21 protein-coding genes are annotated in these 22,982 nt (G+C 44.2%); 4 read left to right on the forward strand and 17 right to left on the reverse strand.

What is annotated here, in order from left to right; translation table 11 throughout:
• The first annotated feature begins 55 nt into the window (after positions 1 to 55).
• Positions 56 to 1,144: a GerAB/ArcD/ProY family transporter gene (locus tag J2Z66_RS07665; RefSeq protein ID WP_209970759.1), complete on the forward strand. Its 1,089-nt coding sequence runs from the start codon at positions 56 to 58 to the stop codon at positions 1,142 to 1,144.
• 13 nt (positions 1,145 to 1,157) lie between these two features.
• On the opposite strand, the gene J2Z66_RS07670 is transcribed toward J2Z66_RS07665, so the two are convergent.
• The 4 genes from J2Z66_RS07670 to J2Z66_RS07685 all read right to left on the reverse strand — a co-directional run bounded on the left by J2Z66_RS07670 (position 1,158) and on the right by J2Z66_RS07685 (position 6,567).
• Complete coding sequence (locus J2Z66_RS07670; RefSeq protein WP_312894439.1) at positions 1,158 to 3,350, reverse strand: M56 family metallopeptidase; 2,193 nt, start codon at positions 3,348 to 3,350, stop codon at positions 1,158 to 1,160.
• Between the two features lie 45 nt (positions 3,351 to 3,395).
• Complete coding sequence (locus tag J2Z66_RS07675) at positions 3,396 to 3,770, reverse strand: BlaI/MecI/CopY family transcriptional regulator (RefSeq protein ID WP_209970761.1); 375 nt, start codon at positions 3,768 to 3,770, stop codon at positions 3,396 to 3,398.
• Between the two features lie 147 nt (positions 3,771 to 3,917).
• Entirely contained in the window at positions 3,918 to 5,663 is a 1,746-nt protein-coding gene (locus J2Z66_RS07680) for an ATP-binding cassette domain-containing protein (protein WP_209970762.1), read from the reverse strand.
• 16 nt (positions 5,664 to 5,679) lie between these two features.
• Positions 5,680 to 6,567, reverse strand: coding sequence for an energy-coupling factor ABC transporter ATP-binding protein (locus J2Z66_RS07685; protein WP_209970763.1), 888 nt, complete (start codon positions 6,565 to 6,567; stop codon positions 5,680 to 5,682).
• A gap of 98 nt (positions 6,568 to 6,665) precedes the next feature.
• Between J2Z66_RS07685 and J2Z66_RS07690 the strand changes: the two genes are divergently transcribed.
• Both J2Z66_RS07690 and J2Z66_RS07695 read left to right on the forward strand, forming a co-directional pair.
• The gene (locus tag J2Z66_RS07690; RefSeq protein WP_209970764.1) at positions 6,666 to 7,289 is read left to right on the forward strand and encodes a biotin transporter BioY; all 624 of its coding nucleotides are present in this window, start codon (positions 6,666 to 6,668) and stop codon (positions 7,287 to 7,289) included.
• Positions 7,290 to 7,434: 145 nt separating this feature from the next.
• Positions 7,435 to 7,653: a spore germination protein gene (locus J2Z66_RS07695; protein ID WP_209970765.1), complete on the forward strand. Its 219-nt coding sequence runs from the start codon at positions 7,435 to 7,437 to the stop codon at positions 7,651 to 7,653.
• Positions 7,654 to 8,115: 462 nt separating this feature from the next.
• Here the strand turns inward: J2Z66_RS07695 and J2Z66_RS07700 are convergent, their stop codons facing one another.
• From J2Z66_RS07700 to J2Z66_RS43360, 9 genes are all read right to left on the reverse strand, one after another.
• Positions 8,116 to 9,612 carry an aldehyde dehydrogenase family protein gene (locus J2Z66_RS07700; protein WP_245375340.1) on the reverse strand — a complete coding sequence of 499 codons (1,497 nt, stop codon included), beginning with the start codon at positions 9,610 to 9,612 and terminating at the stop codon, positions 8,116 to 8,118.
• Between the two features lie 86 nt (positions 9,613 to 9,698).
• A complete protein-coding gene (locus J2Z66_RS07705; protein WP_209970766.1) occupies positions 9,699 to 11,150 on the reverse strand; it encodes an ABC transporter substrate-binding protein in 1,452 nt (483 codons plus the stop codon).
• Between the two features lie 21 nt (positions 11,151 to 11,171).
• Entirely contained in the window at positions 11,172 to 12,263 is a 1,092-nt protein-coding gene (locus tag J2Z66_RS07710; RefSeq protein WP_209970767.1) for an ABC transporter ATP-binding protein, read from the reverse strand.
• A 14-nt stretch (positions 12,264 to 12,277) separates the two neighbouring features.
• The gene (locus tag J2Z66_RS07715; protein ID WP_209970768.1) at positions 12,278 to 13,060 is read right to left on the reverse strand and encodes an ABC transporter permease; all 783 of its coding nucleotides are present in this window, start codon (positions 13,058 to 13,060) and stop codon (positions 12,278 to 12,280) included.
• Complete coding sequence (locus J2Z66_RS07720; protein WP_209970769.1) at positions 13,057 to 13,920, reverse strand: ABC transporter permease; 864 nt, start codon at positions 13,918 to 13,920, stop codon at positions 13,057 to 13,059. Before J2Z66_RS07720 ends, J2Z66_RS07715 begins: the two co-directional genes overlap by 4 nt.
• Positions 13,921 to 14,005: 85 nt before the next feature.
• Positions 14,006 to 15,118, reverse strand: a complete 1,113-nt coding sequence (locus J2Z66_RS07725) for an ABC transporter substrate-binding protein (RefSeq protein ID WP_209970770.1) — start codon at positions 15,116 to 15,118, stop codon at positions 14,006 to 14,008.
• A gap of 74 nt (positions 15,119 to 15,192) precedes the next feature.
• Complete coding sequence (locus J2Z66_RS07730) at positions 15,193 to 15,969, reverse strand: gamma-glutamyl-gamma-aminobutyrate hydrolase family protein (RefSeq protein WP_209970771.1); 777 nt, start codon at positions 15,967 to 15,969, stop codon at positions 15,193 to 15,195.
• 25 nt (positions 15,970 to 15,994) lie between these two features.
• Entirely contained in the window at positions 15,995 to 16,711 is a 717-nt protein-coding gene (locus J2Z66_RS07735; RefSeq protein ID WP_209970772.1) for a FadR/GntR family transcriptional regulator, read from the reverse strand.
• A gap of 857 nt (positions 16,712 to 17,568) precedes the next feature.
• Positions 17,569 to 18,270 (reverse strand): DUF4183 domain-containing protein, encoded by a 702-nt coding sequence (locus J2Z66_RS43360; protein ID WP_312894440.1) that lies wholly within the window; start codon positions 18,268 to 18,270, stop codon positions 17,569 to 17,571.
• Positions 18,271 to 18,498: 228 nt separating this feature from the next.
• On the opposite strand from J2Z66_RS43360, the gene J2Z66_RS07745 reads away from it, so the two are divergent.
• A complete protein-coding gene (locus J2Z66_RS07745; RefSeq protein WP_209970773.1) occupies positions 18,499 to 18,912 on the forward strand; it encodes a DUF4183 domain-containing protein in 414 nt (137 codons plus the stop codon).
• Between the two features lie 60 nt (positions 18,913 to 18,972).
• On the opposite strand, the gene J2Z66_RS07750 is transcribed toward J2Z66_RS07745, so the two are convergent.
• The 4 genes from J2Z66_RS07750 to J2Z66_RS07765 all read right to left on the reverse strand — a co-directional run bounded on the left by J2Z66_RS07750 (position 18,973) and on the right by J2Z66_RS07765 (position 22,910).
• Positions 18,973 to 19,104 carry a DUF4023 domain-containing protein gene (locus J2Z66_RS07750; protein ID WP_209970774.1) on the reverse strand — a complete coding sequence of 44 codons (132 nt, stop codon included), beginning with the start codon at positions 19,102 to 19,104 and terminating at the stop codon, positions 18,973 to 18,975.
• 72 nt (positions 19,105 to 19,176) lie between these two features.
• Positions 19,177 to 20,463, reverse strand: coding sequence for an AAA family ATPase (locus tag J2Z66_RS07755; protein ID WP_209970775.1), 1,287 nt, complete (start codon positions 20,461 to 20,463; stop codon positions 19,177 to 19,179).
• A gap of 343 nt (positions 20,464 to 20,806) precedes the next feature.
• Positions 20,807 to 21,796 (reverse strand): helix-turn-helix domain-containing protein, encoded by a 990-nt coding sequence (locus J2Z66_RS07760; protein WP_209970776.1) that lies wholly within the window; start codon positions 21,794 to 21,796, stop codon positions 20,807 to 20,809.
• A gap of 25 nt (positions 21,797 to 21,821) precedes the next feature.
• Positions 21,822 to 22,910 carry a TolB family protein gene (locus tag J2Z66_RS07765; RefSeq protein WP_209970777.1) on the reverse strand — a complete coding sequence of 363 codons (1,089 nt, stop codon included), beginning with the start codon at positions 22,908 to 22,910 and terminating at the stop codon, positions 21,822 to 21,824.
• Positions 22,911 to 22,982: the final 72 nt, after the last annotated feature.

Raw genomic sequence — 22,982 nt, forward strand, 5'->3', positions numbered from 1 at the left:
CGAAAACAATCGGAACTTGCAACAAGGAACTCGGGCTAAAGAGAGGAATATCTTCATGATTGAAAAAGGAAAAATTTCCGCATTTCAAATGGGAATGATGATGTATTCCATGCCAATAGCGACTGGCATCGTATTACTGCCTGCTATTACAGCTAAGCACGCTGGGCGTGACCTGTGGTTGGCCGCTATTCTTGCTTCTGTAGTGGGGTTCATTCTTGTTTATACCGCCCATCGTTTTAATAAATTCTACCCTGGTAAAACGATTATGGAATACAGCATAAGTATCCTCGGTCGTATTCCAGGAAAAATGATGGGATTTATATATTTGTTTTTCTATCTTCATCTTAGCGGAATTGTCATTAGACAATACGGGGAATTTATCGTCGGGAATTTTCTGCGCAAAACCCCGATTACAGTCGTTATGGGCATTATGGTTCTTGTATGCGCACTGGCTGTCCGTAGCGGATTGGAGGTGCTCGGGAGAAGCGCGCAAACGTTCATCTTTCTCTTGATCTGTCTGATCCTGGTGATCACTTTGCTGCTCATCCCCGAAATGAAACCGGGAAATATGCTTCCTATCCTGGAACATGGGCTGCAACCAGTGATCAAAGGCGCCTTTCCGCCTATGGACTGGTTCTCTTCCTATTTTGTGATGATGTTTCTGCTTCCTTTCCTGAGCGATAAACAAAATGGAATGAAATGGGGGATGATATCGGTTTTTGCGGTTATGGTAACCATGATCATTTCCAATCTTATAGCTCTTTTTTTATTCAGTGACATCATTGCCAGTCTTAACTATCCATTAATGGCTGCTGTAAGAAAAATTAGCCTCGCCAGCTTTTTTGAGCATGTAGAGGCTTTCGTTATGGCCATATGGATATTGGGTGCTTTTATCCAAATCAGCATGCACTTTTATACGACTGTACTGGCTGCTGCCCAATGGTTGGAGCTGGAAAGCTATAGACCGATTGTATTCCCACTCGGATTTCTCCTGACCGTGTTAGGTGTTTGGGTTGCTCCTAATTCTCAGGAAATGTCCTATATCTTAGGCACAACATTTACTTTCTATGCTTTATCGATCCGCTTACTTATTCCTCTGCTGCTGCTTCTTATTGCTGCCGTTAAAAACCGAAAAAATGTTTGAATATTGCATTCATTTATAAATCTTCTGGAGTAAGCGAATCAAGATCATAATTTTCAGCTACTGCGGGAATAGTTCCTTTTCGGCCAGCGTGATTGAGAATAACCTTACCTTCACGTCCATCTACCTCAATATTGTTCACAAGGTAGCCCTTTTTCGGATAAATATACCATGCGCCTTTGTACTTTATAATACTGGTTTGTTCCGAATTATCTTTTGCATCTTCCCATTTACTGTTGATTGCTTCTGGAATGGCAACATCACCAGATGTGACTCTTGGCTGCAGTGCTCTTTTCTCAGCTTGCTCTCTTAAGCTTTTTTCCGCAAGCTCTTCCGGTATTTGAAACAGACTCTCGTCTAATGCTGCATTTAGCTCTAGCTCTACGACTTCAATACTTTCCGTGACTCCACCCTCTTTATCATACTCCTCCCTTTTCAGCAGCATCCCCGTTTGCTTGTCCATCCACATTTTAAAAGTTTCAGCTTTATGCTTGGTTTTGAAATAGGAGGATAGCTCTCCACCAAAAACGATCACACTTCGCCCTAACAACGTATCCTCACCTTGTATGGACCAGAGCTTGTAGTCCTCTAGAAATCCGAGTGCATTTTGTTCCGGAGAAATAACGGTTCCAGCTATTCCTGAGTTAGCAGGGTCACTTCTTGCTGTGGAATGCTTATCACCATTAATAACTTCTATTCTGGGGTGGTTTACAAAAAAAGAAACAGGAAGCGGATTGCCAAGGCGTCTGATTGTTCCCACTACCCCATTATACTTATCCATCAAGTATGGATAAGAAGAGACCGTCTCCGAAGTACCAATCTTCACATAACTCGCAGGTTGATCTCCTTCCCGAACTTGGAATTCTGTGGTTTGACTTTGACCATTATATATCTCGACAAGCCTGCCTTTGACCGTTGCAAAAGCTTCAACTGAGTACCTCATTTTGTCTAAAATCTGAGTTTGCGGATCAGAGGCAATTGTCACTGGAACCACTTCTTCTATTCGCGGGATTTCTACAGGTGCAGCCGATGCAGCCGCTGGCCTGATTTCCTTTTCTTTTCCCGTTTCTTTGGCGAGATCAACTTCTGCTTGCGATTGCGATGTTCCTTTTGCATTGGTTAGAGCCACACCACCTAATAAGATTAGAGTAGCGAGTCCCAGAATTGACCACCTATATGAACCTTTTTTAAATTGTTTGATCATCATCATTCTCCTTTTAAGCTGCTTCATGTTACCGGATAGGGTTGCTATGCCAGGATGCTGAAAGGAAACAGGACGGGAATAACTCTCCAATAGTTTAATGATAGTCTCGGCATACGCCCTAGACTGTTCCGGATTTAGGTAAGTAAGCACCAGGGCATCACAAGCAATCTCTTGGTCTTCGCGCATACGGTAGTAAGCGTACCAAAGAATCGGATTAAACCAGTGGATAATAAGCAAAACATTCATTACCCAATTAAGGGCAATATCTTTTCGTTTAACGTGGGCCATCTCGTGAAGGAAAATGTACCGCAGCTCCTCATAGGTAAGTGTGTGTAAAGTATTTTCCGGCATGACCATTATGGGCTTCATAAAACCAATAAGGGTAGGGCTTGACACTCCTTCTGACTGAACGAACGGAATGGGCTTTCGGATCGACAACTCTTCTTTGCAGCATTCAAAAATATGCATAATGTCAGGATCGACACTTCCAGCTTTTTTTCGTATTCTCCTGTTAAACCTCTTATTAATACGAATCGTATACATGCCTAAAAGAACGATACCTGCAAGCCAAACCAACAAACAAATCTGAAAGGCAACAGCAAAATAATCGTCCAGTGATCTGGGAGTATCTAAAGGAGTCGGGACTAATTCTGTCGCAGGGCTTACTCCGCCGCCAAGCTCTTCATAGCTCCAAGGTTCACTTTTTACAAGAGCGTCTAACTCTGGTGCAATCACTTGCATATTCATCTTGTTTATCTTGGTTTCGTGATTTTGTCCGAATGGAAAAAGATTGAATACACTAAAAGAGCTCTCCGGTGTCCAAGGTAAGATAAGCCTAAGGATCAGCAGCAGCCACAGCATGTAGTGCCATTTCGGTTTCAGCTTATGTTTCAAGATCCATTTTATTATCAAAATAAGTCCAACAAATACCGCTGACATTACTGATGAAGATAGTACCCACTTAAAAAAATCAATAAATAATAGGTATAGAGCCCCCACATTCACCTACCCTTTCTTGGCTAACATTTTTACATCTTTCAGTAAAACTCTTTATTTGCTCTTATCATCCAGAATACTTTTAAGCTCTGCAATATCCTCAGATGATAATTTCTCCTCACGCAAAAAATTTACCAGCATCGGTTTCAGAGCTCCCCCATATATCTTTTTTAAGAAAGATTGGCTTTCTGCCCTCAGGCACTCTTCTTCACTCACCAAGGGGTAATATGAATACGTTCGTCCCTCTTCCTTAAAAGCAACTGCATGTTTTTTGACGAGTCTGCTAATAAAGGTCTTCACCGTGTTGGGCTTCCATTTCGTATGATCGTCCAATATTTCTATCACTTCGTTGGCCGTTAGAGGAGCTTGACCCCAAAGTACTTTCATTATTTCCCATTCGGACTCAGAAATCCGAGGTATATTTGTCATGACTTCCCTCCTTATAACTACATCTGTAGTTTGTAATTTACATATTACATCTGTAGTTGATGGTTGTCAATTCGGATAATACAAATAAAAAGCCGATACTTGTTTGTGAACAACATCGGCTTTTTATTGCATACTCATCACATGGAATTATTTATATTGCCTAGAAAACCACATGAATCCAACTGCGAACAGGAGCGCACCTAACACCAATGCTGAATCCCGCCACTGCCAATGCAGTTTACTTCCTCTTGATGGCTGAACGTGACGCCTGACGCCACGACTCTCCAGCGCAAGTGCCACCTCGTCCCCCAACCGGAATAATGATAATAGGAATGGCAAGGATATATCACGCAAACGTCCAATTAAAGCCCGCGGGGTGCGGGAAAGCTCTTTTCCCCGTGCCAAAAATATCCGTGTGTAACGTTCCCACTCACTAAGCAGCACCGGGACAAATCTCATCATTAAAGCCACCGTTAAAATAATACGCCGGGCGAACTCCGGAGTTTTCCCTTTTATAGATAATAGCTGTTCTAGCGATCTGCGCAGTGACAATGGAGACATAACTAATGGAATTGCTAAACCCAATAGCAGCACTAGCATCGTTCTAGAAAAAGAAAACAAGGTCCCTGCAAAAGCTTCCATGTCCAAAAATCCGCTTCCGCCGCGCGAGCCTATTGCAGATAGTGCCGATGCGGTTATCATAAAGAAAGCAAAACTGAAAATGACACCATGCCATCTCCGCAAGGAGATGTTCCCGGCAGTTAGCAGCAGCAGAGTCACAATGGCTCCGACCCCGAGTCCAATCCATGAGCCTTGGGCGAACATGCCTGCGGATAGTGCCAGGTAAGCAAGCCACACAGAACGCGGATCAAAGCCGGACATCCGGTGTTTGCTGCTATTCTTATTTCGCTTCTTACTTTGCTTCTTACTTTTCTGGAATTGCTGGCGGGCTTGCTCATGATCACCCTCCGCTTCGTTTCTTAACAGTCCTTCCGTTCCGTCTATAAACCCATCTATTTTCTGAATTTCTAACGCTGCTTGCTTAGGATTCCACAGTCGTTCTGCCGGAATCCCATTCTTCCTAAGAAGATGAGCCATACGAAGCCATTGTGGAACCCACATACCAGCTTCCTCCAGCCATTCTGGATGCTCGATAATCTCTTCACAGCTGCTTAAACGCATCTTGCCTTCAGCACTTAATAGTAGGACGGAGTCTGCTAAAGGAAGCGCCCAGTCGGAATCATGTGATACGAGTACGATTCCAGTCCCTTCTTTCTTTAGTTCCTTCAGGCGCTGAGCAACGCGTTCATGTCCAGCACCATCAAGACCTGCTGTCGGTTCGTCCAGCAGCAGCCATGCTGATGGTGTTACGAATGCGGAAGCCAGCGCAGTCCGGCGGCGTTCTCCGCCACTCATTAGGAAAGGATCTCTGGATAACCACGACCCGTCCCAGCCAACAGCTTCAAGTGTCGTTGATATTCGTGCGTCTCGTTCCTCTCCAATCCATCCATAAGCTCGCAATGAATAAACTAATTCATCAGAAACACTGCGGGCAAACAAGCCATCTTCAGGAGATTGACTGGAATAACTGTAAGAGCGCAGTGCCTCGAGGTTCAATCTTGGCTTCCGAAACTTTCTATGGTGCCATAAAGGCTCCGCACCATAAGCAATATGTAATTCTTCCGGATTTCTTAACCCGGCTAATTTTTCTAGTAGGGTTGTTTTTCCCGCTCCATTTGGCCCCATCAGCACTGTAATCGTGCCAGGCTCAAGCTGGATGCTGGAATTCTGTTCTTTCCTTCCATCGCCAGCCCCATCATCAGAATGCAAGGAGAGTCCTTCCAGTAGAAGGGGTACAGCTACGGGTACTGAACTATGGTTTTTTCGCTCCACTTCACTGCTCTCCTTACTATCCACGCTCTATAAATTCTCCATGCTTCTCTGCACTCTGAACAACTGCAGGGCCCAAGCTTGCCAAAGCCCTCTCCCATTCAGCCGGAGATACAGGCAAAGGATCTCTCAATCTTCCTAGCCGTCGCAGTTCTATAGCCATAGCGGCCATATACGGAAGTCGTAACCCGCATTGCTCACAAGGGGAAATAAGATCCCCGTCTCCAAAAAGAAAGGATCGCGCAGTCCCATTAAATACTAAGCGGCCTCCTGCTAATGCTGCAGTTCTCGCATCTGGATCAAGCTCATCCAACCGCTGGGTGACCCAAATAATCGTCGTTCCGTTTTTGTGCAAATCTTTTACAATCTGCAGTACCACTTGCCTGTTTGCCTCATCCAGCATGGAAGTCACCTCATCCAGCACCATGAGCGGGGCTTCGCAAGCAGCCGATGCTGCAATGGCAGCCAACTGCTGCTGACCACCGGAAAGCTGATCCCAAGCTTTGTCAGCAAAAGCACTCAATCCAGTCGCAGATAAAATATGCTGAATGCGTGACTGCATGCTTTCTGGCTCAACGCCTCTCCATTCCAAAGCAAACTGGATTTCCTCACGTGGGGTTTCACCAAATAATTGGGCCTGCGGCTGCTGCAGAACGATCGGCGATACATCGTCTCCTGCAAAGCCGCGCTCTATCACACCTCCGACTCCAACAAGGTGAATACCGGCAAGGAGTCTGGCCAGAGTTGATTTCCCGCTGCCATTCACGCCAACCAGGTTTAACCACTCGCCCGGTCCCACTTCCAGCCCGATATCTTCCAGCCGGTGCACCACGCTGCCGTCTTCATGGCTTCCACTTACAAATACCCCGGATAAATTCATATTTATTTGGGAATCATTTCTCAACACGCAAATTTCCTCTTTTCAATAAATCATTCTCGTGCTACAATTTCATTTGTTAACCACAATCTATAAATCTAGGTTAACATTTGAAAGGAGATTTGACAATGTCTTTACCATCAACCGCTTCCTCAACGAATAACAAAGCTTCAACCAATCAATGGATCCGGGGTATCGTATTTACTGCCTTATTCGGAGCCCTCTTCATCGCAGCCGGGATGATCAAAATTCCGATAGGCTTCACCCCTGTCCCGATTTCCCTGCAGTCCTTCGCCATCATGCTTGCAGGTGGTCTTTTGGGAGCAGTATACGGATTTTGGAGTATCTTTCTTGTTGTCATTCTTACCGCAACCGGACTTCCTCTAATGAACGGATCGGGAGGCTTGTCACAGATTTTGGGACCAACAGGCGGCTTTATTTGGATGTTCCCTGTATCCGCTTTTCTGATTGGATGGGTAAGTGACCGGCTTTTCGCCAACAATCGTAAGCTTAACCGAAAGCAGCAAATAGGCTTGCTTTTGAGCATTTTCGCTTTGGGCTCATTGCTCCTCTATGTATCGGGTATTCCTTGGTACGCGCATGTGTCAACCAAAGTGGATTTGTCTGGAGCGCTTGCCGGTGCTATGTATCCTTTCCTGCCTGGAGATGCCATTAAAGCAATTGCTGCGACCCTGGTCATCACCTCGATTCGGCCTCTTCTACCAAGCCTTAGGCCAAACCGCTCTTCATAAAATGCTTAACAAGACAAAAGGGCAAAGGGCCTCCACAGCAAGAGGCCTTTTGGTTATTCAATGATCGCTGCAGATAGTGACCGGAATGGGTACTCGCACATATGATGATTTTATCATATAAATATAAGAAAAGGGGTATTCGACGGTGCCTTCCATTGTTGGTAATATTAAAATCAATAACGTTGGCTCCGGTTCCAATGTTCAGATTGGAGATACAGCCTTTGTAACGCTCACAAGTACAACCAAAAACTATGGAGGCGCCAGCTCCTTCTCACCAGGGGACAGCTTGGGCTCTGTTACAAATAATTTAAATAGCAGTACAAATACACTTGATCCGGATGTTAATGATGCTAACGTTGTATGAATTTACCAAATAAAACTAATTCTTGAGAAAAACGCCTTTCGGGACTGTTGACAAATGCCAATTTTACGAAAAATGACTTTTAGATACCCAGTGTTTATGCGGGTTCTCAAACGTCAATTTCGTCAATAAGGTAATTTGTCAACAGTCCCTTTCGGCGTCCTTTGAAGTGCGTGTTCGTGACTTTGGTGCGTTGTGGAGGGAATGGCTGTGGGCTCCAGCCGCTGTTAAAGATTTGTTCCCTGAATGGAATGGATATGGAGGTAGGAACAAATCTTTAAAGGCGGACGCTACCGCTCTTCCACCCACAGCCATTCCCTCTCTTTAAAGGGTGGGCTGCTACCCGGTTTTTTCACTTTAAAGCTGCATCATCATAAAGTGAAACCACGCTCCACTCGCACTTTCAGTTAATCAGAAAAAACCCTGCGTACATGACCATGTACGCAGGGTTTTTATCGCGGAGATTTATTCCCCTTTACCTTTATAAAATCCTAAAGGCTTAAGTTCCATATTGACGTTGATTTGCTTGACTTCCGTATATTCATCTAAACCAAAAGTACCTAATTCCCGGCCAAGTCCGCTTTGTTTAAAACCGCCCCAAGGCGCTTCATTGTAGGTCGGGTGGTAAGTATTTACCCAAAGAATACCTGATCGCACTTTTCTTGCAACACGCATTGAACGGCTGGCATCGTTGGTGAACACGGCTCCGGCAAGCCCAAAGACAGTTCCGTTAGCCAAACGAATGGCTTCTTCCTCATCTTTAAACCGCTGTACAACGAGCACAGGTCCGAAAATTTCCTCCTGAACGATACGCATATCTGGCGTTGTATCCGTTAATATCGTAGGCTCCACAAAATTTCCTTTTGCGTAATCCCCACTCATAATCCGGCTGCCTCCAGCTGCAACTGTTGCACCTTCCTGACGGCCGATTTCAATATAGGACAATACCTTTTCCATATGTGCCTGTGTTACGAGCGGGCCCATTTCGGTTCCTTGTTCCATACCGTTGCCTACCCGTATCAGGTTCGTTCTTTCCACTAATTCTTTCATAAAAGCATCATAGATCTCATCCTGGATCAATAATCGCGAACCCGATGAACAAACTTGACCGGAACCGATATAAATGCCATACATGACATATTCGGCAACGATGGCCGGATCTGCATCGGCAAAAACGATATTCGGCGATTTACCGCCTAGCTCCAAAGACACCTTCTTGATGTTGCCAGCTGCAGCACGCATCACACTTCGTCCTGTATCCGTACCTCCAGTAAAGGCAACTTTATCGACCAAATGACTCGATGCCAGCTCCGCACCGACGGTTTTGCCATCACCAAGCACAAGGTTGGCGACACCTTTCGGAAAGCCGACTTCCTCAATCAGTTGGAACAGACGAATTGCGGTTAAAGGCGTTATTTCTGACGGTTTGAACACTGAGACGTTCCCGGCTCCAAGGCAAGGAGCCAATTTCCAGGCTGACATCATAAGCGGGAAATTCCAAGGAACAATTTGACCACACACCCCTACAGCTTCTCTTACGACCATCGCCTGAATCGGATAAGGCACTTCATAGGTTTGTCCATGAGGTTTAGTTATTAATCCGGCGTAATAGCGGAAGCAGCTGACAGCGCTGGATACGTCAGATTCTGCTTCTCCAAGTGGTTTGCCATTATTCAACGTTTCCAATTGGGCAAGCTCTTCCGTATGTGCTTCTATTTTATCGGCTAAAGCAAATAACAATCTTGCTCTTTCCCGGGATGAAGTGTCTCTCCAGTCGGTCTCGTCAAACGTATGACGGGCCACTTGAATCGCACGCTGTACATCTTCGAGTCCGCCTTCTGTCACAACGGCAATAACTTCTCCCGTAGCCGGGTTCGTAATTTCACGGGTTTGACCAGATGCGGCTTCCACCCATTCTCCACCAATGTACATTTTTCCGAGGCCTTGAAATGCTAATGCCATGATGTTTCCTCCCCAACTGATTATTCCAGACTGCTTATTCCAGACTAATTATTTCAAAATAATTATTTCTAACTAATTCAAGCTAATTATTCCACTGCTGTTATGTCGCAAACGTAGATGTATTCGTCCATACGAGGCTTCCAGTCCCACTTTTTGCTTAAGCCGTATAAGTCAAATTGCTGGAACAAAGGAATCCAAGGCAGTTCATCGCGGAAGATGAGACATGCCATCCGGTATAAATCCTTACGACGCTCTTGATCGAGAATGTTGCTGGCTTCCATAACCATATTCGCCATGTCCTCATGGTGGAAATCTGTTGGATTCCATGGATTTGGTGCGATGTATGCATTGCGGTAAACTTCGTCAGGATCAAAGGTGGAGTTCCCCCAGCCTACATAATACATTTGATCGTATTGGTGGTTACGGAAGCGGCTGATGAACTGTGGCCACGGTTGAATATCCACCTGCAGCCGGATACCAACCTTAGCGAGCTGCTGCCCGATACGCAAACCAATTTCCTTATCCTGGGTAAAACGGCCATCTGGAACTTCCAGCTTGACGTCCACCCCATCCGGATAACCCGCTTCGATCAATAATTGCTTAGCTTTCTCCAAATCAAAGGTGATCGGTTGAATGCCAGGGTCAACGCCAAACGCTTGAGGATACACAGGACCGGCAAGCGGAGCACCGCAACCGCTAAGTTCTTCCTGAATCAGCTCACGGACATTAATGGCATGAGACATAGCCTGTCTCAGCTTTTTATTTTTCAGAACGGGATGATGTGTGTTAATCCCCATATAAATAACGCCTACACTTGGCGTTCCGACTACGGAGAGAGCCGGATCTGCTTCCACTTGCGCACGCATCAGCGGAGGAAAATTAGCGGCTAAATGAATCGTACCATCATGCAACCCTTGTACACGATCATTGCCTTCCGGTACAGCTTTGAAGGTTAGCTCCTGTACAGATGGACTTCCATGCCAATATTCGTTATTGGCTGTCAGCTCAACGACTCCATTCGGCTTGTCCCAGCTGACGAACTTGAAGGGACCTGTTCCGTTAGGTACACGGCTGAAATGCTCTTCCCCATGCTCAGCGATGTATTGAGGAGGAATAATCATAAGACCAGTAAGCTGCGCAAGCAGATTAGGATCTGGACGGTTAGTGACTACACGTACCGTTAAATCATCGATAATATCGACATGATCGATAGAATTGAACCGGCCATACGGAGGAAATTTAGGTTCTCTTGACGGATCTACCATCCGTTCCAGCGAGAATTTAACCGTCTTAGCATCAAAAACTTCTCCATTATGGAACGTAATTCCTGAACGCAGACGGAATTCGACCACCGTATCAGTGATGATTTCCCAGCTTTCTGCTAACCAAGGCTCGATATCCATAGAAGGATTGCGGCGAACAAGCGCATCATATACCTGTAGTAAAATAATGGCTGTTGTCGTTTCTGAATGAGCGTACGGATCCATAGTTGAAGCATCTGTTCCTTGAGCGATTACCAATTGTTTATTATTAACCATTTGCTAATTCCTCCTTAAAATTTAAAAAATAAGTGTAGAACTGATTGGCCAAACGGCATGAACATGATCGCCTTCGCTTACAGCAAGATTTGCTTCCCCATGCATCGGCGTTTTTACGAGAAACGGTTTTTCAAGCCCTTCGACCTGCAGACCGATTAAATAGGCAGAACCTGTGTAGTGGATATACATAACTGTACCTTTGATTTGGTTCTGAGTTTGTTGATCGATCAGTAAGCCATCTTTGCTATGTGCTGCATAAAGCCTTACGGCCTCCGGCCGGATCATCGCTGTTGCTTTTTCCGTTTTGGTTACAATATCAGCAGCTTTAACCCGCTGTCCTCCAGCAAGGACAACATCCAGATATCCGGTTTCCGGCTTGATTTCCTTCACCGCGAGCAGGTTGGAATCACCCACAAAATCGGCTACAAAAGCATCATTAGGCCGGCCATACACCTTCTCAGGGGTGTCGAGCTGTACAATATCCCCTTTGTTCATAACCGCAATTCTGTCGGATAACACCATCGCTTCTTCTTGATCATGGGTAACGAAAATGGCTGTAAATCCGATGCGTTTCTGCAGCTGACGAATTTCGATACGCAGCATTTGACGCAATTTCGCATCCAGATTACTCAGCGGTTCATCAAATAGAACGAGCGGAGGACGCAGTACAAGCGTGCGGGCAAGTGCTACCCGCTGCTGCTGACCGCCTGAAAGCTGAGCGGGCATCCGCTGCTCCAGACCTGCCAGTTGGACCGATTGTAAAGATTCCATAACCCGGTCGCTAATTTCATGCTTTGGAGTACCATGGCGACGCAGACCGAACGCGACATTTTCAAATATAGTCAAATGCGGGAAAAGCGCATAATTCTGAAAGACCAGTCCGACATTACGTTTGTATGGGGCCAGCTTTGTCAATTCTTTTTCTGCCAGATGAATAGAACCGCTAGTTGGCTCCAGAAGCCCTGCGACCATTCGCAGTGTCGTCGTTTTACCGCAGCCGCTTGGTCCCAAGAGGGATACCATTTCCCCGCTGTGAACGGTTAAATCCAAGTTTTCTACAATGACATTGCTGCCATATTGCTTTTTGAGCTCTCGCAGTCGTAATTCACTCATAAGGGGACCTCCTACTATAAAATCTTATTTCGTTTAAGCATACCCATCCCAAGCAGACCAATTAGCAATGTGCCCAGAATGATAATCGAAGATACGGCAGCAATTGCCGGAGTCATATTAAACTGGATATCGGAATAAATAAGCATCGGTAAGGTGACCATACCAGGTCCTGTTAAGAATAAAGCCATAACAAGCTCATCGAACGACATGATAAAGGCAAAGAAAGCACTTGCCATTAAAGCAGGACGTACCAGCGGTATAGTTACAAGGCGGAAGGTTTCCCACGGAGTTGCACCAAGAATAAGTGAAGCTTCTTCAACGGAACGATCCAACCGGGCAAAGCCTGCACTCATTGTTCTTACCACATAAGGCACTGTAAGTATGATATGCGCCAAAACCAATCTTACGAAATAAGCGCTGATCCCTAAATTACTGTAAAAAATCAAAAGCCCAATCCCAAACAGCAGGGTAGGAACAATCAGCGGAGATAAAAATAAGGAGCGCATAAATTCTTTGGAGCGGAACTGGTATTTCTTAAATGCCAAAGCTATTAACGTACCTAACGGAAGCGCAATAGCAGTCGTTGTTACAGCAATCCAGATACTGTTCCAGAACGGTTCAGCATAACGCCCACCTGTCAGTACATCGTTGTACCAGTGAAACGTAAATCCTTTGGGTGGAAACACGAGATAAGAGCTCTCGCTAAAAGAAGTGATTACCACTACGACAAGAGGAGCTACAATAAACAAATAAATCAAGATATTGATTACACTTAGAAAAGAGAAACGTTTCTTCATATAATACCAGCCCCCTGCGATGAACTGCGGCTGAGTGCCCGGTTGTACAAGCTAGTTATAATAAAGACGGTGACAAGCAGAATAACGGCAAGTGCAGAAGCAAACGGCCAATTCATTAAATGAATCGTCTGATTGTAGATCTCTGTCGCCATCACTTGTACCCTTGGACCCCCAATTAATGCCGGTGTGATATAGAAGCTGATGGATATCGAGAACACAAGAAGTGTTCCTGCGACGATACCAGGCAATGAAAGTGGCAGTGTAACAAACCAGAACACCTTGGAGGGTGACGCCCCTAAATTAGCAGCCGCAGACTCCAGATTGCGATCCATTCCATCTAATACACTGTACAAAACCAATACCATAAATGGCAGCAGCACGTGAACCATGGCAATAACTACACCCGTAGAAGTGTAAAGCAGATCAAGCGGTTTATCAATCAAACCAATGTTCATTAGAACCTGGTTTATTAGTCCTTTTCGGCCTAAAATAACGATCCATCCAAAATTCCTAATAACTGCACTTGTAAGTAAGGGTAAAGCGATAAGCAGTAGCAGTAAATATTTGTTCTTGGGATTAGAGCGAGCCACCCCGTAAGCGAGACAATAGCCTAGAATCAAACAGATTACACTGACCGTAACACCAATTACTATAGTTCGCCAAAGTATCATTAAATAATGAGGGTCTTTAAAAAAAGCAAAGTATTGCTCCAAAACAAACGTCTTTTCCATCAATCCATCAGGTGTCGTATGAAAAAAGCTAAAGAGCAAAAGCTGTCCTACTGGCAGCAAAAAGAAAAAAATTAAAATCAGCAAGCCGGGTGCCATTAAAATCCACTGAGCAGGCAAGCGTCGCAACATAGGAGATACGTCCTTTCCATTGTTTTAAAAAAAGAGATAACGAGTATCGGCCATATATACTGTTATCTCTTTTTGTTCAAACGGATTATTTACTGATCAGTTTGTTCCATTGCTCTGTCCAAGCGTTACGGCTCGTACTGACCACTTCCCAGTTAAGTGGAACCAGGCTGTTAACGGCTTCTTCACCATAAGGCATAACGGCTGCCAAATCTTCGGAAAGCTTAACGTTTTTATTGGATGGGGCAAATCCGGTTTGCTCGGCAAAGGCTTGCTGAACTTCCGGTCTTAAAGCGTAATTAATAAACTCTTGGGCCAAATCGGCATTTTTGCTTCCTGTTACTACTTGTGCGTTAATAAAGGTTGCCATTGCGCCTTCTTTAGGAACAACGAACTTGATAGGCTGTCCTTTTTTACGGAAGTTGAAAGCATATCCAGAATCATAGGCTGCAATCCATGCTTCTTCCTGAGCAAACAGGTTTCCAACGTCTGGTGTAGAAGCTACAATTGCAGCTACGTTAGGCAGAAGCGTTTTGATTTTTTCGAAACCCGGGGTCATATTCGTTTCATCGCCACCAGCAAGCTTCGCGTTCATAACGGCAAATTGCAGTCCGAACGTATTGGAAAGATCAACAAGTCCAACATGGCCTTTGTACTCCGGCTTCCACAAGTCATTCCAGGAAGTTGGTGCAGTTGTAATTTTTTCATCGTTGTAGATAATGCCTAAAGCATCAAAGGCGATGCTTGGACCATATCCACTTTTACTTACTGCAGTTTCATAAAGCTCTTTTTGATTACTAAGAATTTTCTCATCTGCCTTCAGGATTAATCCTTCTTTAGCAGCCTGTACTTCCTGACCACCAGAAAATTGTACAACATCTAGTGTTGGCGCATTTTTTTCGGCACGCATACGGACTAATGCATCCGCTGAATATAAGGTGACCACTTCGACCTTCGCATTAAACTCTTTCTCGAAAGGCTTGATCAAATATTCTTTTTGAGCCGTTTCATAATCGCCACCAAAAGAAGTTACAATTAATTTCTTAGGTGCGCCGGTATTATTGTTATCTGTAGGTTTTGTTGTTGTAGTTGTCGTTGTTTCAGGCGTTTTTGTAGTGGTGCCACCACAACCAGTGATAATTAGCAGACCGGCAAGCACTGTAGCTGTTGAAATTTTCATCCAAGATTTTTTAACCAACATGTAGACCCCTCCTTGAGTTTAAAAAGCTATTAAATCAAGCATTCCCCTTATTGCATTATCAGTCTTGCACATTCTTAAGCGTTAGGCGTATGGGCTGGAGCATTGGCCACTTGATTAAGCCACTTAAATGGACGCAGTCCCTCCTCGTCTTGCTTGGCCATCATTTCCGGATGCCACTGCAGAGCCAGAACGTTGCTGCGCCCTTTCATAGCAATTGCCTCTACAATCTGATCCTCGGAATGACCTATCACTTCGAGGCCTTCTCCTAATTCTTTCACCGATTGGTGATGAATACTATTGACATTAATGTGAGTTCCTCCCAAGACAACGCTTGCAAAGTGGTCGGATTTCACAGTCACCGGGTGAACAGATTTCCAAGGCTCATTAGTTTCCCAATGATTCAACATATCATCTGCTATTTCACCAATATCCGAATGCAACGTTCCTCCGCAAAATACATTTAAAAGCTGCATCCCCCGGCAAATACATAGAATTGGAATGTTTCTCTCTAGTGCGATTTCCATCAAGTCCATTTCGTATTTGTCACGGGTGGGATCAATACGGTGCGAATTTGGTTGTATCGTTTCTCCATACAAACGAGGGTCTAAATCTTCCCCGCCAGAAAAAACAAGTCCATCTATAGTATCCATTTGTTGATAAATTTTATCCCTTTCAACTACAGGCAATGGGATAGGCGTTGCTCCTGATTCGAAAATCGCCTGAATCATATCATAGCTGAATAGTGAAAATGCCTGTCTTGGAATGCCTCGGACTTGTCCCCCCACTGCTTCTTCCTCTGAAATGTAGTACCCTACGACACCTATTTTGGGTAAACGCTCTGCTGTTTTCATGTTGTCACCTCCCCGCATGCTTCTTCTATTCTACGAACTGACTAAGCGCTGATAACGTTTTATTGACATGCGCTTTCATCGTTTCACTTGCTTTATCTCCATCACGTGCATCAAGAGCTTCAAGCAGCACATGATGCAGTTCGCAGCTAGACAATTGTGTTTGGCGATTATAGGGCATTAAATCGAGTCCCGGATTGATATTAGTACGGACTCTCCTTACTGCGCTTTCAATATAGGAATTTCCCGATGCATGAGCAATTTCCAGATGGAACTTCACATCCAGCGAGCGAAACATTTCCCGTGTGCAGTCTTCCCCACTGCTCTTTTCAACAAGCTCACGGATATGAGCAAGCTGCTCGGTCGTAATTCTTGCTGCAGCCAATCGTGCTGCTTCAGGTTCAATAATCGAACGATACTCCAGCATTTCTTTCATCCGAGCCCAATTCTCAGCAATTTGCTGTTTCGTACGCTGATGTGTTTTTGCTGTGAGCGGAAGAACGAAGGTGCCGCCTTTCGCGCCAAGACGTCTTTCAATTAATCCTTTTTCTTCGAGTTCTGCAATGGCTTCTCTTACTGCCAATCTACTGGCTTTAAATAATGTGGCCAATTCCCTTTCAGGCGGTAATTGCTCTTCCGGCAAAACATCTTTAAGGATGATCGCTTCTTCGAGTTGTTCCAGAATAAAGTCACTAACTCGTTTGGGTGTTACATGTTTGAAGCGTGCAAAATAAGAAGATACCATCTGACTTGCCTCCAAATTCACTTTACGATTAATGGTATAATGTTCGAACCATAAACCAATAATAGCAGGTCGATAAAATGTTGGCAAGTATTATTTTATGAAAATCATATTTCATGTTACATAAGCTAACATAGAACATCAATCAAGACTAATCGGAAGCAGTGCCGGTTTACAATAATCCACTTGAGCTGCCGCAAAATAATACGAGAAAACTGCCTTGTGGTGGCCTTTGAGGAGCATGTTCGTGACGTAGGTGGTTGGTGAGGGAATGGCTGTGGGCTCCAGCCGCTGTTAAAAATTTGTTCCCTTGAATGGAATGGCTATGTGGGTTGGAACAAATCTTTAAAGGCGGACACTTTCGCTCTTCCACCCACAGCCATTCCCTCTTCTCAGCTACAATCGCACTAATTATACAAATCTTACGAACACCAAGCTCAAACGAACAATCGGCAAGGGATTTTCTCTTGATTGGAGGAGATTTCCTAGTGATCGCTGGAGCTGGGGATGAAGAGATTCTCCGCCATCGCGCGCAACCGAGAGTGCCTGCTGCTTTAACGATGTTTTTCATCATTAAAAGCACCAGGTCGACCCCACATCCCTGCTTTAACGATGAAAATCATCGTTAAATTGACCGATTGCCCCGGAACCCCTACTTTAACGATGAAAATCATCGTTAAGTGGAGCACTCACTCATCTCGGCGGAGGGAGGGCTGCTAATAGGCTACTTTTAACCCCGACCCTTACCTTTTTTATTCTCCCTGTCCTCTCAGCAGCAAATTACCTAATGTGCCAGAAACAAATAAAAGCCGATAACTCCCTACTCTATTGTGGGGAATTATCGGCCTTTTATGCATATTTCAGGAAGTCATTTGTGCAGAAAATTGTACAACTTCCACAATAATTGGAGTACCTGAATAAATAATGTCTCCATTTAGATGTAATGTCAAAGCGTGAAGGCTTAAACTATATAAGCTTCCTTCCTGCAGCAGCCCATTAATATAAAGATTCACAAAGCTATTATTGCCTACGTCTACAAATTCACTCGTTATTACACCCTCATCGTTCGTAAATTGATTGGCGGGAATAATAATGGGCTCTTGTATGTCAGAGACTGCAAAATAAAAATATCTTTGCGCGATTGGCAAAACCGTAATACCTGTAACAATGACCGGTGGCCCTGGAGGTCCTGTAATTCCTTGTATGCCTTGTACCCCTTGTGCACCTGCGGGTCCTGCGGGTCCTGCGCTTCCTGCCGGTCCCGGAGGACCCGCAACTCCCTGGCTCCCTTGCGCTCCCCTATTGCCCTTCGGCCCTCGAGGCCCAATTTTCCCCAGTGGAGTTTTAGTGTTTCTTTTACGGGGAGGACAAACCACTTTTAAAATCAAGCGTTTTTTACATTTTTCTTTTCTTTTCAGAGGGCATGTTATGTCACATTTCTTCTCATCGTTTTTCCCTTTTTGGGTAACAGCCTTACTAGAACTTGATTTAGGTTTTTTTTGACTGGGATTTTTGCTGAAACGCAATAATTTTCGGGTATCTGGGCTACCCAATATCAACACCTCCCCACATTTAGTTTTATTATAGTATGCTGCTTGACCTACTAGGGATCGGACATATAACTGATCGTCCCATGCCCTTTTTTTGTATAACAAGATTAGATAGCTAGCTTAGTTCCATAAATTTTGGCCAAACAGCCGTTGCAAAAAAAATTTTTTCTCATTTACTAATAGAGAACCATAGGATTTGCGAATTTACTAGGTTTAAAAAAGTAGAAAGGAGGTGACAACATGCCCGTTATAAAACCAGTGTTTACCGCAACAGCCTCTGCACCAATAGCTTCAGGTGGCGTTATTTCTACCTCCGTAAATCCAGTCGTATCTCGTTACTTTGCAGCGATAACTGCTGGAATGATAGGTGCTACGGATACTACTATCCCTGCAGCAAGTTTCATAGATGATGATGATGCCCCAGTGGTTGCATTACCCGCAATAACTGCAGAAGATTATTTTAATGTATATATCAATGGAGTTCTCCAGCAAAGTGCTCTTTCCACTTTAACAACAGCTGATTTGGTTCTAGCAGCAATAGATATTGCAGAAGGTGTCCCTGTTTTGCTAGAGATAGCGAACTTCGGAAATTCAACTTCAACAATGACTACACCGCCAACCATTTCTGCACCAACTATTACGATCATCACGTAAAAATTTCACATCAAAAATCCCTGCCTATTATGGAAATAGGCGGGGATTTTATTGTGGATACTATTTATTTGTGCCATGCTGCTTGGATGCCAACTTTTTTGCCGGTGATCCTTTGCCTTGATGCTTTTGATTTTCTTCAGCTTTCTCCTGTGTTTCCTGCAATTTTTGCACAAAATCATGTGTGTTCTCCATTAGCTGTCAACCTCCCAGGTTAAAGTCATTTATACTATAACCATATGGCTTGCAAATCATGTGTGCTAAGTGCTAACGGACAAGAAAACCTACCTGCGCATCGCTCTCTTCTTTGATCCAATTCATCGTTTTTCCCTTTTGAAGGTCGATTTTCATTGTTTTCACGAGTTTTTCCACATGTACAGTTTTCTCATAATGCCATTCCAGCGCAGCAGATACATAGAGTTCATTCAATTGGGCAAACGTAAACCCTTCGGTAAGCTTTGAAGCATGGACGATCTCTTCATCCGTCAACAGCCTGGAAAACCCTTTTATCCGCAAATAAGTTAATCTTAGCTCAGTATCCGGCAGCTTAATTTCGTAAGCACGGTCGAATCTTCCAGCCCTGTTCGTCAATGCGGGATCGATTTTTTCCGGATAATTCGTCGTGCCGATCATAAAGATCCCCTCTTTCGAGGTAGCCCCGTCCAAAGTATTCAAAAAATAAGAACGGGCCTGCACCGGCATAGAGTCAATATCTTCAATGACTAAAATCATAGGTGCCATGTTCACTGCAGCTTGAAAAACTTCTTGAATCGTATCGCTGCATGTATGCTCCGTATTTTGCCAATAAGCTACAGGAGCGTTGACACTGCCTGCAATGGATTTCACAAGAGTCGTTTTCCCGTTGCCAGGCTTCCCGTAAAGTAAAATCCCCCGCTTATAAGGAATTTGATATTCTTGAAAAAATCCGCGGTCTTCAGCAAAAAACTGATCGATCGAACGGTAAATTTCTTTTTTCAGCTCAGCTTTCATGATCACCTCATCACGATTGACCATACGTGTAATGGGTGACAACTCTTTCTCAATACCATGCGGTCCATCTGTAAACACAGTAACTTGACACCGGTCAAGCTCTCTGCGGCGATTGCGTGTATGCTCCAAAAATCTGAGCAGGCACTCATCATTAGCAGCAAACACAAAATCCTCCAAGCCTATGCCATGCAGCCGAAATACAGGGACTCTGGCCAAAGCAATTCCCCATTCAGGGTAAGCAAACACATTGTTGCGTAGTGTAGGAAACATGCGGAACGCCGCTTCACTCTCTTCAGTGTCAAAAGCAAAGGCTCGCGACTCTATATGTTCATAAATTCTGGCCACAAATTCCACACCATTACCGCTAGTGAGCAGATCTTGTTCGAGCAGCTCCCAATAATCCTCATTTCCATCATCACTTACATACATTTGAAACTGCTTTTCGTAGCGCTCAGTAAGAAGTTTTTGTATGCCATCAATCACATAAGCGTAATCCTCATACGCTTTTGCCATGTGATTGCTGCTTCCTGCGGGAGAGACAACGATTATTTCTTCATTTTTCATATTTATGTTCACCTTATACTCCTTTGTATGATCTTTGTTTGTATACGCTCGGTTAGATTTTTGAATGCAAAAAGCCATAGACTCTTTTCGTCCATGGCCTTTAATGCAACTGAGGTTAATTAGGACCTGCTAAATAGCAAATACACCGAGTAAACCGTCACATAATCCGCTGAAACCGACGATATGAATCTTCTATTACAATAGTAAATGTGCGTTTGTCCTTGGAATTCATTATCATCGGCCTCCCTTCACGTTTATTTAGATTCATATTAAAGGTCATACCAGGATTTGTCAACTTGCTAGAGCGGAAAGATTCATTATACATGTTGTCTACTGTCTACTATTAAAACAAAGCATTCACCTTGCCGTTCAGTTCTGTCCAGAAATTAGCAATATTAGCTTTCGGTTCCCCGAAAATACTATCCGTACCCTGGCTATATATCACATCCTGATTTTGATTAATGAGATCCAGATAGGCTTTGACGATTTGAGCTGTTTGGCTATCTGGATGCTGCTTGATCAAACTTTCATAGCTTTGTTTGACCTCAGGCAGCAGCTTCATCGTGTTTTCGTCGACAGCCTCATACGTATATTCTTGAATGTAGGGCACCAAGTATTGTTTGTATAAAGCTTTTATCTCCGTCTTTCTTTTTCCTTCCGGATACTTTGTTATATATTGCTCAGTCAGCATAATCCGCTCTGCCAGCTCATCCCTCGAAATTTTCAAGCTTCCATCCCTGTAGAAATTTTTCTTCGATTCTTCTGCTCTTATCTTTAAATACTCGTTTAAATCATCCGATAGAGAGGCCCCATAGATTTGCAGAGCTTCGTAATTAACCCTCCAAAAAAGGTCGCCTTCCTTATCATCCAATACCAGCTTACCCGTTACTTGATTGGTTAGCCACTGCTTTAGCGAATCGTCATTTTTGATATTATTGAAATCAACGGGATATCCGAGCTCACGCATGTTTTCCGCAGTTTCAGGTTGAGCCAGCATAGTTGCAAAATTGGCATTCAGGGCGGGTAGATGTTGTTCATAAAATTGCTCAAGCACCAAAAACATCTTATCTGCTGTCTGTGAATCCACCTTTTTGATGTGTTCATCCATGAAAGCAATGACTACACGAGCTTCCTTAGCCTGAGCCACACGTAATTCAAACAGTTTCAGCACTTCTTCCGGTTTATTTGCCGTAGGAACAGGTTGTACAGAATGGGTTCCTGAGCCTGCGTCAACCGGCTGCTTAACTGTCAGGTCTTGTTCCTTGTTTCCGCAGCCTGACAATAGCGCGATGATCAGCAGGGAAATGCCCATCGTATATCCTAAATGTTTCATATCTCCAACACTCCAATTTATCTTTTTATTTCAGCCTGTAAATATTCGTGAACGCATGACCCTCTATTTCAGATGGATTATCTTCACTAACCATAAACTGCATAGCTGAAGGGCTCCAAATAATTGCACTTTTTAAATTTTGCTTATAGGAAACGGCTATAGTACTGCCAGTCCCGGTATTTACGACGTATAATCCAGTCATTCCCTCATCCAGACTGAAGGCTGAGAAGCCAAGCTTCCTTCCATCCGGTGACCAGGACAATTGCTGTATAAGGCGTCCCATCGCAACCAGTTTCTTCTCTTTGCCGTTCTCCCACCCTTTCCCTTTGCCATGAAATGAATCCATAATGAATAGAGATTGCTGATTAGGCGCTGTCTCGGCAACAAAGGAGATTTGGGCTCCATCTGGAGAAAGCGCAAAATCTGTAACACCGTTTCTTATCAAGCTTGTATCCGTGCTGCCCTTTACAAACAGACTTAATTGATGCCTAGCGTCAAGTATATAGATATGATCCTCTTTCATAACGACCTTTTGGATAAAATCCACCCCCTTGGGGAGCTTTAAGGGCGATATACTTCCGTCTATATCTACTAAAACCAATTGATCTCCACTTTTCTCAAATATAGGTAGAACATATGTCCTCTCATCAACCCAAGAGCCTCCAACTTCCCTTCCCTCTACAGGAAGCTTGATCATATCTCCGCTCTTCAAGTTGACGATCCGTGACTTTCCAAACAATCTCTGAAGAATAATCACATGATTGCGATCCGGGGATATTTGCAGCAAAGAGCCATATTCCAGACTCATGGGGTGATAGTTCGATTTGCCGGATTGCAGATGATAGAGGATAACCTCTCTATCGTACGAAGCTGCTGGCAAAGCACCTAGCAGCTCTTCATCAGAAACCCAATCCAGCCCGTATACCCCATCCAACCGATCGATCCGATCCAATACGATATCCCCATCCGAAGGAATAACGGGTGGATCTAGTACGGTAATGGAGCTCCCCCCATTCACACCGTTACAGGCCGCAGCCGTTACGAGTATACCTATCATAATCATCCAGGCTGCCCCCTGCCTGAACAGTGCGGTTAATCGATCGTTCAGCGTCATGACCTCCTTTCTTATAACCCAAGTATAGTTCAGCCATATTTCAAGAAAATCTCTACTTGTTTCCAACTTGTA

Source organism: Paenibacillus eucommiae, from assembly GCF_017874215.1.
In the GTDB taxonomy this organism is placed as follows: domain Bacteria; phylum Bacillota; class Bacilli; order Paenibacillales; family NBRC-103111; genus Paenibacillus_AI; species Paenibacillus_AI eucommiae.

Excerpts from the sequence above, each read along its gene's own strand:
- J2Z66_RS07665 (WP_209970759.1), top strand. The coding sequence starts at position 56 with ATGATTGAAAAAGGAAAAATTTCCGCATTTCAAATGGGAATGATGATG.
- J2Z66_RS07675 (WP_209970761.1), bottom strand. The coding sequence starts at position 3,770 with ATGACAAATATACCTCGGATTTCTGAGTCCGAATGGGAAATAATGAAA.
- J2Z66_RS07690 (WP_209970764.1), top strand. The coding sequence starts at position 6,666 with ATGTCTTTACCATCAACCGCTTCCTCAACGAATAACAAAGCTTCAACC.
- J2Z66_RS07700 (WP_245375340.1), bottom strand. The coding sequence starts at position 9,612 with ATGGCATTAGCATTTCAAGGCCTCGGAAAAATGTACATTGGTGGAGAA.
- J2Z66_RS07705 (WP_209970766.1), bottom strand. The coding sequence starts at position 11,150 with ATGGTTAATAATAAACAATTGGTAATCGCTCAAGGAACAGATGCTTCA.
- J2Z66_RS07710 (WP_209970767.1), bottom strand. The coding sequence starts at position 12,263 with ATGAGTGAATTACGACTGCGAGAGCTCAAAAAGCAATATGGCAGCAAT.
- J2Z66_RS07715 (WP_209970768.1), bottom strand. The coding sequence starts at position 13,060 with ATGAAGAAACGTTTCTCTTTTCTAAGTGTAATCAATATCTTGATTTAT.
- J2Z66_RS07720 (WP_209970769.1), bottom strand. The coding sequence starts at position 13,920 with ATGTTGCGACGCTTGCCTGCTCAGTGGATTTTAATGGCACCCGGCTTG.
- J2Z66_RS07725 (WP_209970770.1), bottom strand. The coding sequence starts at position 15,118 with ATGTTGGTTAAAAAATCTTGGATGAAAATTTCAACAGCTACAGTGCTT.
- J2Z66_RS07730 (WP_209970771.1), bottom strand. The coding sequence starts at position 15,969 with ATGAAAACAGCAGAGCGTTTACCCAAAATAGGTGTCGTAGGGTACTAC.
- J2Z66_RS07735 (WP_209970772.1), bottom strand. The coding sequence starts at position 16,711 with ATGGTATCTTCTTATTTTGCACGCTTCAAACATGTAACACCCAAACGA.
- J2Z66_RS07745 (WP_209970773.1), top strand. The coding sequence starts at position 18,499 with ATGCCCGTTATAAAACCAGTGTTTACCGCAACAGCCTCTGCACCAATA.
- J2Z66_RS07750 (WP_209970774.1), bottom strand. The coding sequence starts at position 19,104 with ATGGAGAACACACATGATTTTGTGCAAAAATTGCAGGAAACACAGGAG.
- J2Z66_RS07755 (WP_209970775.1), bottom strand. The coding sequence starts at position 20,463 with ATGAAAAATGAAGAAATAATCGTTGTCTCTCCCGCAGGAAGCAGCAAT.
- J2Z66_RS07760 (WP_209970776.1), bottom strand. The coding sequence starts at position 21,796 with ATGAAACATTTAGGATATACGATGGGCATTTCCCTGCTGATCATCGCG.
- J2Z66_RS07765 (WP_209970777.1), bottom strand. The coding sequence starts at position 22,910 with ATGACGCTGAACGATCGATTAACCGCACTGTTCAGGCAGGGGGCAGCC.